Annotated in this window: 19 protein-coding genes and 1 pseudogene; 13 read left to right on the top strand and 7 right to left on the bottom strand. The window is 37.2% G+C overall.

The window, feature by feature from the left end; genetic code table 11:
• Positions 1 to 5: 5 nt before the first annotated feature.
• Positions 6 to 1343 carry a cytochrome ubiquinol oxidase subunit I gene (locus ACPDG9_RS03645; RefSeq protein WP_286385865.1) on the bottom strand — a complete coding sequence of 446 codons (1338 nt, stop codon included), beginning with the start codon at positions 1341 to 1343 and terminating at the stop codon, positions 6 to 8.
• A 219-nt stretch (positions 1344 to 1562) separates the two neighbouring features.
• Between ACPDG9_RS03645 and ACPDG9_RS03640 the strand changes: the two genes are divergently transcribed.
• From ACPDG9_RS03640 to trxA, 10 genes are all read left to right on the top strand, one after another.
• On the top strand, positions 1563 to 2366 hold the full coding sequence (locus ACPDG9_RS03640; protein WP_430526429.1) for a sulfite exporter TauE/SafE family protein: 804 nt from the start codon (positions 1563 to 1565) through the stop codon (positions 2364 to 2366).
• A 93-nt stretch (positions 2367 to 2459) separates the two neighbouring features.
• The gene (locus ACPDG9_RS03635) at positions 2460 to 3878 is read left to right on the top strand and encodes an MBL fold metallo-hydrolase (RefSeq protein ID WP_286395968.1); all 1419 of its coding nucleotides are present in this window, start codon (positions 2460 to 2462) and stop codon (positions 3876 to 3878) included.
• Positions 3879 to 3995: 117 nt separating this feature from the next.
• Positions 3996 to 4256, top strand: coding sequence for a heavy-metal-associated domain-containing protein (locus tag ACPDG9_RS03630; RefSeq protein ID WP_286396012.1), 261 nt, complete (start codon positions 3996 to 3998; stop codon positions 4254 to 4256).
• Between the two features lie 12 nt (positions 4257 to 4268).
• Complete coding sequence (locus tag ACPDG9_RS03625) at positions 4269 to 5651, top strand: MBL fold metallo-hydrolase (protein WP_286385861.1); 1383 nt, start codon at positions 4269 to 4271, stop codon at positions 5649 to 5651.
• Between the two features lie 29 nt (positions 5652 to 5680).
• Positions 5681 to 6328: a peroxiredoxin gene (locus ACPDG9_RS03620; RefSeq protein WP_286385860.1), complete on the top strand. Its 648-nt coding sequence runs from the start codon at positions 5681 to 5683 to the stop codon at positions 6326 to 6328.
• A 71-nt stretch (positions 6329 to 6399) separates the two neighbouring features.
• Positions 6400 to 6714 (top strand): rhodanese-like domain-containing protein, encoded by a 315-nt coding sequence (locus ACPDG9_RS03615; RefSeq protein WP_286385859.1) that lies wholly within the window; start codon positions 6400 to 6402, stop codon positions 6712 to 6714.
• Positions 6715 to 6750: 36 nt separating this feature from the next.
• Positions 6751 to 7125: a rhodanese-like domain-containing protein gene (locus tag ACPDG9_RS03610; protein WP_430526428.1), complete on the top strand. Its 375-nt coding sequence runs from the start codon at positions 6751 to 6753 to the stop codon at positions 7123 to 7125.
• A 10-nt stretch (positions 7126 to 7135) separates the two neighbouring features.
• Positions 7136 to 7381, top strand: a complete 246-nt coding sequence (locus tag ACPDG9_RS03605) for a hypothetical protein (RefSeq protein WP_286385858.1) — start codon at positions 7136 to 7138, stop codon at positions 7379 to 7381.
• Complete coding sequence (locus ACPDG9_RS03600; protein WP_286385857.1) at positions 7381 to 7605, top strand: DUF6132 family protein; 225 nt, start codon at positions 7381 to 7383, stop codon at positions 7603 to 7605. Before ACPDG9_RS03605 ends, ACPDG9_RS03600 begins: the two co-directional genes overlap by 1 nt.
• Positions 7583 to 7876 carry a thioredoxin gene (gene trxA / locus ACPDG9_RS03595; RefSeq protein WP_286385856.1) on the top strand — a complete coding sequence of 98 codons (294 nt, stop codon included), beginning with the start codon at positions 7583 to 7585 and terminating at the stop codon, positions 7874 to 7876. Before ACPDG9_RS03600 ends, trxA begins: the two co-directional genes overlap by 23 nt.
• A 44-nt stretch (positions 7877 to 7920) precedes the next feature.
• Here the strand turns inward: trxA and ACPDG9_RS03590 are convergent, their stop codons facing one another.
• From ACPDG9_RS03590 to ACPDG9_RS03575, 4 genes are read right to left on the bottom strand one after another with little or no spacing between them, the layout of a single operon-like run.
• Entirely contained in the window at positions 7921 to 8481 is a 561-nt protein-coding gene (locus tag ACPDG9_RS03590) for a TlpA family protein disulfide reductase (RefSeq protein ID WP_286385854.1), read from the bottom strand.
• A 22-nt stretch (positions 8482 to 8503) separates the two neighbouring features.
• Entirely contained in the window at positions 8504 to 10105 is a 1602-nt protein-coding gene (locus ACPDG9_RS03585) for a bifunctional metallophosphatase/5'-nucleotidase (RefSeq protein ID WP_286395970.1), read from the bottom strand.
• A gap of 9 nt (positions 10106 to 10114) precedes the next feature.
• Positions 10115 to 10555 carry a DsrE family protein gene (locus ACPDG9_RS03580; RefSeq protein ID WP_286385851.1) on the bottom strand — a complete coding sequence of 147 codons (441 nt, stop codon included), beginning with the start codon at positions 10553 to 10555 and terminating at the stop codon, positions 10115 to 10117.
• Positions 10556 to 10580: 25 nt separating this feature from the next.
• Entirely contained in the window at positions 10581 to 10988 is a 408-nt protein-coding gene (locus ACPDG9_RS03575) for a DoxX family protein (protein WP_286385850.1), read from the bottom strand.
• Between the two features lie 535 nt (positions 10989 to 11523).
• On the opposite strand from ACPDG9_RS03575, the gene ACPDG9_RS03570 reads away from it, so the two are divergent.
• Positions 11524 to 12084 carry a Tll0287-like domain-containing protein gene (locus ACPDG9_RS03570; RefSeq protein ID WP_286395972.1) on the top strand — a complete coding sequence of 187 codons (561 nt, stop codon included), beginning with the start codon at positions 11524 to 11526 and terminating at the stop codon, positions 12082 to 12084.
• 3 nt (positions 12085 to 12087) lie between these two features.
• Here the strand turns inward: ACPDG9_RS03570 and mobB are convergent, their stop codons facing one another.
• Together mobB and mobA are read right to left on the bottom strand one after the other, a co-directional pair.
• Positions 12088 to 13347, bottom strand: coding sequence for a conjugal transfer protein MobB (gene mobB, locus ACPDG9_RS03565; RefSeq protein WP_286395974.1), 1260 nt, complete (start codon positions 13345 to 13347; stop codon positions 12088 to 12090).
• A 4-nt stretch (positions 13348 to 13351) separates the two neighbouring features.
• A pseudogene (mobA, locus tag ACPDG9_RS03560) lies at positions 13352 to 13786 on the bottom strand (conjugal transfer protein MobA).
• 545 nt (positions 13787 to 14331) lie between these two features.
• Between mobA and ACPDG9_RS03555 the strand changes: the two are divergent.
• Together ACPDG9_RS03555 and ACPDG9_RS03550 are read left to right on the top strand one after the other, a co-directional pair.
• Positions 14332 to 14790, top strand: coding sequence for a DUF3408 domain-containing protein (locus ACPDG9_RS03555; RefSeq protein WP_286385848.1), 459 nt, complete (start codon positions 14332 to 14334; stop codon positions 14788 to 14790).
• Between the two features lie 143 nt (positions 14791 to 14933).
• Entirely contained in the window at positions 14934 to 15608 is a 675-nt protein-coding gene (locus ACPDG9_RS03550) for a nucleotidyl transferase AbiEii/AbiGii toxin family protein (protein ID WP_262908427.1), read from the top strand.
• Positions 15609 to 15633: the final 25 nt, after the last annotated feature.

Genomic DNA, 15633 nt, shown 5'->3' with positions numbered 1-15633 from the left:
ACCATTTATTTTAATGCAATTTTAGCTTCAGGTCCTTTGCGAATGATTTTTAAAACAAGTAAAAGAAAAAGCAGTCCAAGAAGTAAATACAGTCCAACAAAACCCAAAAGTGTAAATAAGGTATTTCCCGAAGATACGGTAGGAGAAACTCCATCTACCATACGCATCAGATTGTAAACCAACCAAGGCTGTCTGCCAAGTTCTGCTGTGTACCATCCAGCTGTGTTGGCTATGTACGGAAAAGGTATCATAAACATCAGTATCCACAACAACCATTTTGTTTGATATAATTTATTTCTCCAAAGTAAAAAAGAAGCAAATACCATAATACCAATGAAAATTGTGCCCAAACCAACCATAATATGATAACCATAATACAAACCGGGGACATTGGTAGGATGTATGGATTCATCAAATTCATTCAAACCTTTAATTTCAGCATCCCAACGCTGATACGTAAGAAAACTAAGTACATTGGGTACAGCGATTTTATTGTCCAGTTTTTTGTTTTCCATATCGGGTTGTCCAACCAAAACGATTTCAGATCCTCCTTTTTCTGTTTCAAAAATACCTTCCATCGCAGCAAATGTTGCTGGCTGGTATTTAACCACATTTTTTGCCGCCCAATCTCCCGTAGGGAAAGCCAATATGACAGAAGAAATCACCCCGAAAACGACTCCGCTTTTTACAAAAATCTTCCCAAAGCGACTATGCTTATTACTCAATAAATAGAAAGCTCCAACGGCTGCCACAAAAAAAGAACTCGTTACTAACGAACCCATTTGATTATGTAGATATGAAGGCCACAGCCAAGGGTTATTGAATAGAGCACCAAAATTGTTCAATACAAATTTTCCGTTCTCCAAAATTTCGTAACCGACAGGATGTTGCATCCAAGAGTGTGTAGCGATAATCAAAAAACCACTTGCCCACGAACCAATGAAAACCATCAGTCCCGATAGAAAGTGTAGTTTCTGTCCAAGTAGCTTTTCACCAAAAAGAAACATGCCCAGAAAAGAAGATTCTAAAAAGAAGGAGAACATTCCTTCCATTGCCAATGTTTGTCCGATGATACCTCCAGTAAGCTCAGAGAACTTAGCCCAGTTCGTGCCAAATTGGAATTCCATCGGAATACCCGTTACAACACCCATTGCGAAGTTCAATGCAAATATCTTCATCCAGAATTTAGAAGCATTATTGTAGTCTTCATTCTTCGTTCGCAGGAACTTCCATTTAAAATAAACAATCATCAGAGAAAGTCCCATAGTGAGCTGAGGGAACAAATAATGAAAGGTAATCGTAAAGGCAAACTGTAGCCGATTGTAAAGGATCATGTCTTCCATAAGGAATATTTTAAGCGTTTGAATATCAGGTTTTGTTACCGCATATATGCACCTGTAAATGTATTTCTAAATTACAAAAAAAATTGTAACACTTGTTACACAGTATAGAATAAATAGCCATCCAATGATTTTTAGTTTTAATTTTTAGCTCTGTAACAATTGTTACTGCCTGCGTTATCGTGGTATTTTAATTTTGCCATATCATTTAATTTTTGAATTATGACGACAGATCTTATAGGCTATTTATTAGCCGTTTTAGTAGGTGTTTCATTAGGGCTTATAGGTAGCGGAGGTTCCATACTTACGGTTCCTATTTTGGTGTATGTGATGGGCGTTAACCCCATATTAGCTACAGCGTATTCCTTATTTGTAGTGGGAACTACATCCTTGGTAGGTGGCGTTCAAAACGCCATTCAGAAAAAAGTAGATTTCAAAACCGTATTTATTTTTGGTATTCCGTCTATCATTGCCGTATATTTAACCAGAGCCTATCTGATGCCTTTAATTCCTGATGTGATTATCTCTATCGGAAGCTTTGAATTTACCAAACCTATCGCCTTGATGGTGCTTTTTGCCATCGTAATGATTTTTGCTTCGATATCGATGATACGTCCTTGCCCGCATTGCAATGATGCAGACACCGGTGAAATAAAATATAACTATCCGATGATTCTTCTGGAAGGAGCATTAGTTGGTACACTAACCGGATTGGTAGGTGCAGGCGGTGGATTTTTAATTATTCCGGCATTGGTTTTATTAGCAAAAATGCCTATGAAATTAGCTGTAGGAACTTCCTTGTTTATCATTGCAGCAAAGTCACTGTTGGGATTCACAGGTGATTTGCAAGGTAGTGAAACCATAGACTGGACTTTGCTATCCATCTTTACCGGATTATCCGTTGTCGGGATTTTTATCGGGATTTTTCTATCTAAAAAAATCGAAGGCAATAAACTTAAATCCGCATTCGGCTGGTTTGTACTCGTAATGGGAATCTATATCCTCATCAAGGAATTATTCTTATAAAAAAACAGTCTTGTAACTTATGTTACTGTACAGGTTATAAGCAGGTTGTAATTTTGTAGTATAAAATTTAAAACAATTAAAAAACCATAAAGAATGAAAGTAGAACAAATTTATACAGGATGTTTGGCTCAAGGAGCTTATTATATTGAAAGTAATGGAGAGGCTGTGGTAATAGATCCGCTTCGTGAAGTACAACCTTATATTGAAAAAGCGGAAAAAGACGGGGCTAAAATTAAATATGTATTGGAAACGCATTTTCACGCTGATTTTGTGAGTGGTCATTTGGATTTGGCTAAAAAAACCGGTGCAACGATTGTTTTTGGTCCCACTGCAAAACCATCATTTGACGCATATGTTGCTGAGGATGGTGAAATTTTACAAGTCGGAAATATCCAAATCAAAGTCATCCACACACCGGGTCATACTATGGAGAGTACTTGCTTTTTATTGATTGATGAAACTGGAAAGGAAACTGCTTTGTTTACCGGTGATACCTTATTCATCGGCGATGTAGGTCGTCCGGATTTGGCACAGAAAGTAATTGCCGACTTAACTCAAGAGAAATTAGCCGCTCATTTGTACGATTCACTGCACAACAAAATTATTCCTTTAGCAGACGACATAATAGTATATCCCGCACACGGAGCAGGTTCGGCTTGTGGTAAAAAAATGAGTAAAGAAACGACCGATACCTTAGGCAACCAAAAGAAAACCAACTATGCTTTGCAGCCGATGACCAAAGAAAAATTCATCGAAGAAGTATTGGATGGCTTAATGCCACCTCCTGGATATTTTCCAGAAAACGTGCTGATGAACATCAAAGGTTACGAAAGTATTGATGAAGTATTGAACAAAGGAACGCAAGCTTTAAGTCCTGAAGCATTTGAAACTGCTGCCAACGAAACTGACGCATTGTTGCTGGATACGCGTGATGCACAAACATTTTCTAAAGGATTTATTCCAAATTCAATCAATATTGGTATCGATGGAAATTTCGCTCCTTGGGCAGGAACATTAATTCCAGATATTAAGCAAACCATTTTATTGATTGTCGATGAAGGTCGTGAAGAAGAAATCGTTACCAGATTGGCTCGTGTGGGTTACGACAATACCATTGGTTATTTGAAAGGCGGATTTGAAGCATGGAAAAAGGCAGGTAAAGAAACTGATGCTATCGAATCAATTTCAGTAGATGAACTGGCAAAACGAATGGAAGAAAATCCTGATTTGAATATATTAGATGTACGCAAAAAAAGTGAACATTTTTCAGAACACGTTTTAGATTCCGAAAACATTGCTTTGGATTATATTAACGAACATATAGCTGAAGTAAACAAAGACAAAACTTATTATGTCCATTGTGCAGGTGGTTATCGTTCTATGATTTTCAACTCTATTCTTAAAGCCAGAGGATATGACAACCTGATTGATGTTCAAGGTGGATTCGATGCCATTAAAGCTTCGGGGAAATTCAAGGTGAGCGATTACGTTTGTCCGACCACTATGTTATAATCCCAAAAAAGCCGGTATTTAAAACATATCGGCTTTTTTAGTCAGTGTAACCAATGTTACTTTATAAGCTGATTTATGATGGTAAATTTGTATTATAATTTAACCTTTAAGAATAAAATGATACACACGATAGAAGTAGAAAATATAAAATGCGGCGGATGTATGAACAGCATCAAAACGGCTCTTCAGCAAATGGAAGGTGTGCAGGAAGTCAACATAGATAAAGACACAGAAACCGTAACCATCGAATCCGATTCAGACATAGAACCTTTCATTCAAAAGCTGAATGATTTGGGTTATCCGCAAAAAGGCAATAACTCATTATTAAAAAAGGCAAAGTCTTATGTAAGCTGTGCCGTAGGAAATTTAAAATCTTAAAAAATAAAAATTATGTTTTTTCAACACGTATACGACAAAAGTCTGGCACAGGCAAGCTACTTTATAGGCTGTCAGGCAAAAGGAGAAGCCATTGTAATCGATGCACAACGTGATATAGATGTGTACTTGGAAATTGCGAAGCAAAACAATATGAAAATTACCCATATTACAGAAACGCATATCCATGCCGATTTTCTCTGCGGTTCACGCGAATTAGCAGCAGTGACCGGAGCACAAATGTATCTTTCAGACGAAGGAGGACCAGATTGGGAATACCAGTTTCCGCATCATGCCAAGCTGAAACACGGTGACAAAATCAGTGTAGGAAACTTGACATTAGAAGTATTGCACACACCGGGGCATACACCGGAAAGTATCAGTTTTTTGTTGACTGACCACCCGGCAACCGACAAACCGGTAATGGTATTCACGGGAGATTTTGTTTTTGTTGGAGACATTGGCCGTCCGGATTTATTGGAAAAAGCAGCAGGATTAATCGGCACACAAGAAAAAGGTGCGAAGCAGATGTACGAATCCATTCAACGCTTTGCTAAATTACCGGAATACGTGCAGGTATGGCCGGCACATGGAGCAGGTTCGGCTTGTGGCAAGGCTTTGGGAGCAGTACCAAGTACAACAGTTGGTTACGAAAAAATCCGCAATTGGGCATTTCAATACGAAGATGATGAAGCGGGCTTTGTGAAATATCTTTTGGAAGGACAACCAGAACCACCAAAATATTTTGCGATGATGAAACACTTGAACAAAGTAAATCGTCCATTATTAGTGGAGGTTCCTAAACACCCAAAATTATCGAAAGAACAATTTTTGACAGCCTACAACAACGGATTGAAAGTTATCGATGCTCGCAATAAAGTAGATTTTGCAAAAGGGTTTATTCCGGAAAGTATCAATATACAGGGCAATAATTCTTTCTCTACATGGGCAGGTTGGTTACTGAACTATCAAGAACAATTTGTTTTAGTTGCTGATGATAATCAAATCGAAGATTTGACCAGAAAACTGATGCGAATAGGCTTGGATAACATATACGGATACATCTCCAACGTAGAAGACTTGGGATTGGAATTGGAAACCGAAGACATTATCAATATTGAAGAATTCAAATCGTACATCGGAAATCCTGATGCACAAATCGTCGATGTGAGAGGATTAACAGAATACGAAACCTATCACGTAGAAGGTGCAGATAACGTTTTTGTGGGAACACTAACAGACAATCTGGACAAATTCAGCAAAGACAAACAAATCGTCATCCACTGTCAAAGCGGTGACAGAGCAACAATTGCTCAGTCATTGTTGGCTAAATACGGTTTCAAAAATGTCAAGAACTATTCTGCCGGAATGAAAGAATGGATGGAAGTAAATAGTTAAATACTTAAATAACATTAAAATTTAAAAAAATGGAAAATCAAATAAATACAATGCCAAGAATTGGCGATATGGCACCCGATTTTGAAGCAGTAACTACTACAGGAGTAATCAAATTTTCGGAATACAACAAAGGAAGCTGGGTGATTTTATTCTCCCATCCTGCCGATTTCACACCGGTTTGTACGACCGAAATGTCGGGCTTTGCCAACGAAAGCGATTTCTTCGAAAAGCACAATACCAAATTGATGGGGTTAAGCATAGACAGCATTCATTCACATATCGCATGGGTAAATGCCGTTGACGAAAAGACAGGTGTATTGTTCAACTTCCCGATTATTGCAGATTTGGATATGAAAGTAGCCAAATTGTACGGAATGTTGCAACCGGGCGAAAGCGAAACTGCGGCTGTCCGTGCCGTATTCATCATGGATCCGGCAGGAAAAATTCGACTAATTATGTATTATCCTTTGAATGTAGGTCGTAATATGGATGAAATTAAACGTTCTTTATTGGCACTTCAAACATCCGATGAATACAAAGTAGCTATGCCACTCAACTGGCAACCGGGCGACAAAGTAATCGTAGGAGCACCAAAAACATTGGAAGGATTAAAAGAACGTAAAGCCGATACGACTTTAGAACAAGTGGATTGGTACTTAGCTAAAAAATCAATTTAATCATTAAGAATAAGGAGATTGGCTTTACGCAAATTTTGGGTCAGTCTTCTTATCATAAATATTTACATCATATGTTAGAGTTATTAGACAAACTTTCGAAAGATAAGTTTTTAGATAAAGATTTTCTTTTTTTGGTTGATGTACGCACTCCTGAAGAATTTAATTCAGGAAGTGTTAACGGTGCCATAAACATACCATTAAGCGTATTGGAACAGGAGCTTTCACAATTTAAAAACAAAGAAAACATTATCGTTTTCTGCCGAAGCGGAGCAAGAAGCGGAAATGCACAAATAATCCTGCAACAACACGGATTTAAAAATGTAGTGAACGGAGGTCCTTGGCAAAATGTACAACAAACTTTGGATGAGGTATTACAAAAAAACTAATCCTCATACCATTTTTTCAATCGTATAAAATGGAAAATGATGCAAAAACAGAATATCATATTTATCATCATTATTGTAATCGGTATAACTATGTTTGGATTATTTAAAAATCTTTTCGGTCAGAAAGACAATATACAGCTAAAAGAAGTTATCAAAGAAGGTGCTTTTCTGGTTGATGTTCGCACGCCTTCTGAATTTGCATCCGGAAGCGTAAAAGAAGCAGTAAACATTCCATTGGATAAAGTTTCTGGGCAATTATCTAAATTCAAGGGTAAAAAACACATCGTTGTATTTTGCAGAAGTGGCAACCGTAGCGGACAAGCAAAGAGTATTTTAGAAAAAAACGGTTTTAATAACGTTGTCAATGGCGGAACTTGGAACAATGTACAGAAAGTAATTACAGAGAATTAAGAGCAGACAAATGAAAAACTATTTAAGCAACTGGAATTTTATGCGGATTATCCGTCTGGTTTTGGGAATTATTGTGATTGTCCAAGGTATTCAGGCAAACGAATGGATGTTCGTTGCTTTAGGCGGATTATTTACACTGATGCCTTTGCTCAACATCGGCTGTTGCGGTACGGCAGGTTGTAGCACTACTTATAACTCAAGAAAAAACAAAGCTACAGAATACATTACCTATGAAGAAGTAAAACCAAAACAGTGATGAATACATTTATAAGAAAAAACCTTTTAACCATCATAGGAATATCATTAGGTACCATAGCTGGATTTTTGTACTGGAAATTTGTCGGCTGCAACACAGGTACTTGTGCCATTACATCCAATCCAATCAATAGCACGTTATATGGCTCGGTAATGGGAGGTTTGGTATTCTCTATGTTTAAAAACAATAAAAAAGAAAAGAATGACATTTCAGGAAATAATTAATCAGGATAAGCCGGTTTTGGTGGATTTTTTTGCGGTATGGTGTGGCCCTTGCAAAATGCAGGCTCCTATATTAGAAGAACTAAAAGAGCGTATTGGCGATATAGCTTCGATTATTAAAATCGATGTAGACCAAAACCAACAAGTTGCAGCACAATATCAAATACGAAGTGTTCCGACATTGGCTATCTTCAAAAATGGAGAAATCAAATGGCGACAATCAGGGGTTTTTCAAGCCAATGAATTGGAAAGATTGATAAAAGAAAATCTATAAAAAAATCCGAAGATTTCACATCTTCGGATTTTTTTAACTTCTTGTTATTCCGCTATCAACTTTTTTAACCCATTGAGAATTTCTGGAGCGGAATAATCCCTTCCTCCTTCAATCCTTGCTGCAATAGCACCTTTCTTATCCAGAATAATCGTCGTAGGTATTGCTCCACCTAAATACTCCTTGGGGATTTCGCTGTGTGGGACATACACAGGAAGGTCAAATTTACGCTTATCCATGAAAGCCTGTGCTTTCTTATGTTTCCCATCTACATCCACCATCAGGAAAACGATATTTTCATTTCCATTAAATTTTGCTTTCAGCTCGTTGATAGAAGGCATTTCAGCAATACAAGGCGGACACCAGGTCGCCCAGAAGTTGATAAAGACAACTTTGCCCTTTAGATCATTTAATGCCACTATCTTACCATTTCCATCCTGAAATGTAATACCATTGTCTGTACGAATATCCGTTTTTTCAGTGACTGTCGTTGTTTTTCGCTCCTTGTTATTATGTTTACCATCAACATTAGAACAACCCGCAAGTATAGCAGTTGATAAGACTAAGAAATGAAATGCAAGCATATAATTTTTTTTTGTTCTGTTCATTATTTTTAGTTTACCGCTTATACTATCGAAATTTATACCCTGTTTCCGCCATTTGAGAGAAAGCATTTGTGCCTAAATCTACCGCAATTGAACGTCCGTCCAGTACAGGATTTACTGTTCCTTTTACCTTTAAATATTCTTCTACGGCATCGTGCAAAGTATAATCTTTAATCTCAACATTTTTACCGTTTGGCATACGGCATAACACGTGCAAAGGCTCTCCGGTACGGTTACAAGACGCCATTTTATAAGTTTTGTCGAGTTCCATCGGTTTGCCCTGAATGGTTACTTCCAATACCCGTTCGCCCATTTCTTTGGAACTGTCAAATTTTAAGGTCATGCCCGAAAATCGAACCAGCCAACCACCGAAACGTTTGGACGGATCTTTGGCAAATACATTATTGATTTCCTTTTCCAACCAGTCTTTGATTTGCTGGCCAGTAACTTCGCCGATTTTCATGTGTTCGTCCACAGGGAGCATCCGCCATAAATCCTCTTTGGTAATCGCCTTTTTACCATTTTCATCAGGAACAATCGGCACACCAAAACGAAAACCATTGGACGTAGCAAAATCTGCACCTGATTTCCAAAGCAAGGCATCGGTAATCATATTGTCCATGGGGTTTTCAACCACTAAGTAGCGGTACATCGGTGTCGAAGTATAGCCCAAAATCCGTTGCATATCTTCTTTGTAGGGAGCCAACGACTGATCGACCAATTGCTGTACTTCGGCATTTGCGGGATATTTCTCTGGGTCAACTTCCATCAGTTCATAATCGTAAGCGATTATTTTTTTGTCTTTGATTTTCAAATCCAATTTTCCTACAAACGAACCAAAAGCTCCGGGTTCAACTACCGTTGTAAATTTGCCTTTTATCGGTTTTCGGATACGTTCGTGCGTATCGTTTCCAAAGATGAAATCTACACCTTCTACCGCAGGATTGTTTGCCAATAAAACCTGCTTGGAAATGCCAATGTGTGCCACCAGAAAGAGCAAATCTACTTTTTGGGTTTCTTTAAGCTCTTTGATGAGTTCTTTAAGGTTATTTTCTACTTCTGTAAATTTCAATCCTTTACTGAAACCGGGGTTTTGTCGTATCGGGACCTCTGGATCATTGTAGGCAATGAACCCCATTTTAATGCCTTTTTTTTCGGTAATCCAATAAGGTGGAAAAATCGGTTTATCGTCCGCTTCGTAATACATATTTGATACGATGACGTTGGTTTTATAACCATTCATCACATCGAGCATTACCTGCTTGCCATAGATAACTTCCCAATTGCCTGGAATCAGTAAATCGTAATTCATCTGCTGGACAAGAGAAGGAAATATTTTTCCTTCAGAATGTACACTTTCTCCACTTCCCTGAATTAGATCGCCACCATCGATAAAAACAGTTCCATCGGGATTTTCCTGACGTACCGACTCTACCAAAGTTTTGATGTTGGCTAATCCTCCTGCATTTCTGAAAAGGATTGAATCGTTTTCAACGAATAATTCTGAGTGCGGATTCAGGTAAGCGTGTATATCTGCAGTTTGCAGAATGGTAATGACTTCTTCTTTATTGTTGTCGCTACAAGATAGCATCGCTATTGAGCTGAATAATATTGCTAATTTTTTCATACAGTTCGATTAAAGCGTTATGGTTTTAAATCCTAATTCCTGCAAGCCAAAAAGATATGTGAAACCGTTAGGTGTAGTAAGAATTGATGAATGGTATTGCGATTTTTTGACACCGAGTTTGTTCATAGCAAATTCGCAAACCACGATTTTAATTCCTGCTTTTTCCGCTCTTTGAATGAAAGGTTTCAAGTCTTCTTTTTCGGCTAAATCTTTTACGACTTCACCTATCAGGATAATCTCGAACTGAATGCCTGCATTTTTCGTTTTGTATTCTTCACCCGTCATTACCGATACCATAAAGTGCATAGAATTTTGAACTAAAAGTGCATATTTCCCATCTTTTTTGATGGCATTTTCGACTTGCGATGTGGTAAGGCTTTGAGCTTTTACATCATGAAATAGTGTGATTCCTAAAAGGAATATAGCGATGAAAATGATTTGTTTTTTCATTTTATTTTGATTTTAAATGTTATTACTATTTGTTATAAAGACTGAATGATTTCGGATTGTTGAGGATAAAAAACAAAAGACCACCAAATAAGGCAATGTTCTTCCACAACGGTCCATGTATTAATCCATTTCCCATTTGTATAGTAATCGTAATGGGAATGAGTGTAATAAATAAGATAATGGCAGACCAACGGGTAAATACTCCCAACAGCAAAGCAATGCCAAAAACGAGCAGTACGTAGCCTGAGAGAATCCCTAATAAATGTGGATCGCCAAATAATGTAGCAAAACCGCTGTAAGGAGCATTTTGAATACGTTGAGTTACTCCTTCAGGATTTAACAGATGTGATACACCTGCAACGATAAATATACCACTGAGTGTAATACGCAACAACAAAACGGATAATCCGTTTATCTGATTTTTTTTGTCCATATATAATTCTGATTTGATAAATACTAATTAAAAAATTATTACTGTATGAAACAGCAAATTCATCAAAGTATCAAATCAAGAATTGTTGGTTGCGGATATGTGTGGGAATTTTTTCCTTATAGAAATGATATTGGTCTAAAATAGGGAAAATAAGATGAGCAACAACCCTGTCTTTTTGTATAAAAGAGAATGGAGATGCGTTTTTTTTGAAAACTTGCTGTTTCTGTTCTTTGTTAGATTTTATGTAATTGGAACAGAAAGAAGCACAACCAATTTTAGCAGAATTATTTTTTGCAGGCTGATTACTTTCAATATTGAACTGCTGTTTCAGATCCCTTTTTACCGAACACGGAATAGCCAAAATAATCGTTAATAAAACGATTACAATCTTCCGGTATGTTGTTAGAAGTTGAAACATAATCAACAGAGCACAGTTTAAAGTGACAGCAAAAATAACAAGATCATATTCATTGTTTTGTAACCAATGTTACACACTGAATATTTCAGATGAACTATTTTTGACAAAAACAGAACAGTGAAATTGAGAATATCGACTTTATTATTAGTATTAACCATAGTTTCGTGTCAGCAAACTACACATAATGAAAAAGAAATTTCTGCCCTGAAAAATCAGGCTGATTCTATTACGACAGTATCCCAAAATGTTTTGTTGCAAAATGTAGCTGCTGCCATACAAAAGGACGGAACGGAATATGCCGTGAATTTTTGCCATGTTAAAGCGATACCCATTACAGATTCGTTATCAAAAGAAGTTCGGATGAGTATCCAACGTATATCAGACAAAAATCGAAATCCTGAAAACAACTTAGACACAGAAACGGATCGTTCTGTTTTTGATGAATTCAAAAAAAAGCAAGAATTGGTAGACACATTATTCAAAGCAAAAAGCCAATATGTGTATTACAAAAGAATTAACCTCGCTATGCCTACCTGCATGAAATGTCATGGAAACTCAACAACTGACATTGAAGAAAAGACGTTACAAAAGATTAAAAGCCTATACCCAAATGATAAAGCAATCGGTTATAAGCTAAATGATTTTAGGGGGCTATGGAAAATAGAAATAAACAAATAATTTTTATAACTTTCTTCTTCCCTTCTTCTTCATTTGTTTGGCAAACTGTTCTTCTTCGTAATCCACGACCTGTGTTTGGGTTAACAGGCTGAACACACTTAAATCAAAATTAGACGAATGGTCCTGTGAGAGAAACTCAAAGAGGTCTTTTGTTGGTTGGTTATCCAATGTATTTGCTTTGGAAATAGCACTGTCTTGTATTTTTAGTTCGGGCTTATTGCCTTTGTTCCACCAATCGTTAAAAATATTAGCTGAAAGGTTTCTGTCTAATTGTGAGCCGTTCCAAACGCTACGGCTTTCGTGGTCAATAAAGGTCATTCCGTAAATTCGCCCTTCATTATTACGTCTTATAACCGTATTAATTCCTTGTTCAGTTAATTGTTTTTTAAACTCCCCTTCGTTACTTGTTGTATGAATAGCAAGCTCAATTGTGTTTTTCAGAACAGACCTTACAGGGGTAGTTTTCATTTTCTCTTTAGATTGTTCAAAGTGTTTTTGCAGTTGTGTACCCCCTACATCTTTTCCGAGTAGCGATGCTTTGAACCGATTGCTTACCTTTTCTCCCTTGTCGTTCAAAGCGAAATATACTAATCCGTGTACAGATTGACCGTCCCGCTCTCCTTTGACTTCTTCGACTGTGATATTAAAAAACGAAAGTAAAGCGTTGTATGTTCCAAGACTTGTGTACTGATAATATTTCGGCAAATGCCTTACTACCGAAGCAATCTGACTTTTGGTGTCACCATTTTTATGATTTATAGGCTTGAAAATTTTGTTGGCTTGTTTCTGCTCTTGTTCAGTAGCTTTCTGCAGATTATATTTCTGTTCTAAATCCCGACAGATTGCCATTGAACGTGGGTGGTCGTAATCATCGGGTATTTTCTTTCCGTCAATACCTACGCAGGTTGAAACGATATGAATATGCATTCGGTCAATGTCCGTATGCTTGAAAACAATATAAGGTTGACTGCCGTAACCCATACGCTCCATATACTCTTGAGCCATTTCGGTAAACTGTTCGTCGTTAACCTTATCCGCAGGATCTGGGTTTAGTGATATATGCCTTACTGTCTTTTCCGTTTTGATGTTTGCCGATAAATATGACTCAAAGCATTTATTAAAATAAGCTACGGAATACTTACCGTCAACTGTGTCGGGTATCTTGTTCAGTAACAGAACCGTTTCATTTTCATTGTCCACTTTCTGCTGATTGTACAGAATTGCACCATACATATTGCTTCCCTTTCCAATTTTTGCAATCATAACTTTACTCTTTTTTCAAATACTTCTCTTCAAATTCCTGTGTCAAACGGATGACTTCTTTAGTAACTTGTACCAATTCTATGGTTTTCTTTTCCAATTTAAAAAGGTAGGTTCCTGCTTTTTTCTCTGAAAAATTGTGGTACAATATCTTCACAATCTGATTGTAATTTGTTCCGATTGATCGGAACTGGCTAAAAAATCGGGTCAACTTTTCGTGTTATTCGATAGCATCCATATCAATTTTGACGGTCTTTATCGTCTTCTGAAATATACATGCTGTGATAAAATGAGCAATTACTTTCATATCTGACTGGTCAAATAGAGCAAGAAATTTGTCATTGTCCTCTGCATTCAGGTTGATGGAATACCGATTGACTGCAGGGGCAATCTTTGGTTTTCTTCCTGTTTTCCTAATCTGTTTTCTGTTTTTCTCTTCCATAAAATCTATTTTTAATTTTACACAAACGAGCGACTTCGGAGCCGTTTCCAGCCCCCTGAAAGGGCAAGTGCTCTTGAGGTACGGAAATTTATTTCGAGGACCTCAAGAGATAACTTGCTCTGAACAGGAGTTCAGAAAATCCGTTTTGCAAACGGATTGGAGTTAGCAGGGAGAACCCATCGCTTTCATTACAAATTTCGGCAAGACTATTTGAATAACAGTTGTTTATAGTCACGACAATGAACGCCAAATAATGCCTTTGAATACCACCTTAAGTTAGGTTGAGACTGCATTTGTTTCCTTTGTATCTGGTTAGCTGGCTGATTGGTTATAACCTTAACTAGGTAATCAATCAGCATAAATCCCAACAGCAAATCTGCGTGACTGAATGCAGACGAATTGCACACTTTTCAGTTAAGGAAACAGTTAATTAAGGGTATGCAGGTGCATAGGTAGATAGGTTGTTACATAGGTGTAACAGTCCATACAACTGACTGCTTAGCTAGCCAAATAGCTAATTGGATATAATATTAAAATTAAGAGATATGATACACGAAGAAAACAAAAATCAGCAACCCGAAATAGAGAATTTTTCTATTGAAAATTTCCTAACTGATGAAAAGAAAAAACCTGAACAGGGGCAGAACACCTTACCGCATGGTGATGAGCTTACTGCAATTGAAACAGACGAAAAACCTGTAGAAACAGAAGATACAAAAACGATTGCAGGTAATACCAAAAGAACCGTTTCAAAACCAAGGAAGTTGACGAAAGAGGATTATTGCGTAGCGTTCTTTAAAATCCCTAAAAGAAATGCAAGCAAAGGCAAATCGGTCTATGTACGGCAGGAACACCACGAAACATTTAACAGGCTTACCAACATTATGGGAATTGACAAGCTGACAATTTATGCTTATCTGGATAATATTATCGAATACCACTTTCAGGAGTTCGGAGAACTGATTAAGGAAATCTATAACGATAAGCACAAGCCGTTGTTCTGATAACGGTTTGTGTAGGCAAAGAGCAATATAATCTTTTGGATATTCATCGCTCATTGTGCCCATGAACGCTAAACAGTGCCACTGACTACCACTTTGGGCAAAGGCTTCGTTTTCGGGATTAAATTCCCGAAAAACGAAAAATCATGCTACACAAAGAAACAGTCAGCAGTGAGATGTGGAAACTTCTCCAGACACTAATGAAAGATGAAATGCTGAAAGATTTTAACCTTGTAGGGGGAACTGCATTAAGTCTACAGATTGGTCACCGATTGAGTATTGATATTGACCTTTTTACAACCAAAGGCTTTGATGAACAGAAGCTATTAAAACATTTAGTCACTCAATATCCTCGGGTATTGATAAACGATATGTTTAATAATACAATCTTACTTGATATAGATAAGATTAAAGTTGATATTCTTTCGCATCAATATCCATGGCAAAAGCCCATTGAAACAAAAGATGGGATACGATTAGCATCCTTAGAGGACATAGGGGCAATGAAGCTCCACGCCATCTTCCAAAATGGTACACGGATTAAGGATTTTATAGATATGCATTTTCTATTAGAACACCATCCGTTAAGAACCTATTTAGAAGCATATCAAAATAAATATGGCGGTAATCCTGCAATGGCTACATATGCATTATTGTATCACAAGAATATCGACCACGAAGCAAAAGTTAAGTTGTTAAAAGGTAAAGAGACCGATATGGAAAAAATTAATGAACGCTTAAACAAGGCGGTTCTTAATCCGTCTTTAAAATTTGGACAAATACCCGATCTGCCGAAAAAAGGTAGAGGCTTTAGGCGTTGAAAAATCAATGAACAACTAAAAAAAT

This window comes from Myroides sp. C6-3, from assembly GCF_050522425.1.
Classification (GTDB): Bacteria; Bacteroidota; Bacteroidia; order Flavobacteriales; family Flavobacteriaceae; genus Flavobacterium.
The sequence above is the reverse complement of the archived record's forward strand: the minus strand, read 5'-3'. Positions and strand labels throughout refer to the sequence as shown.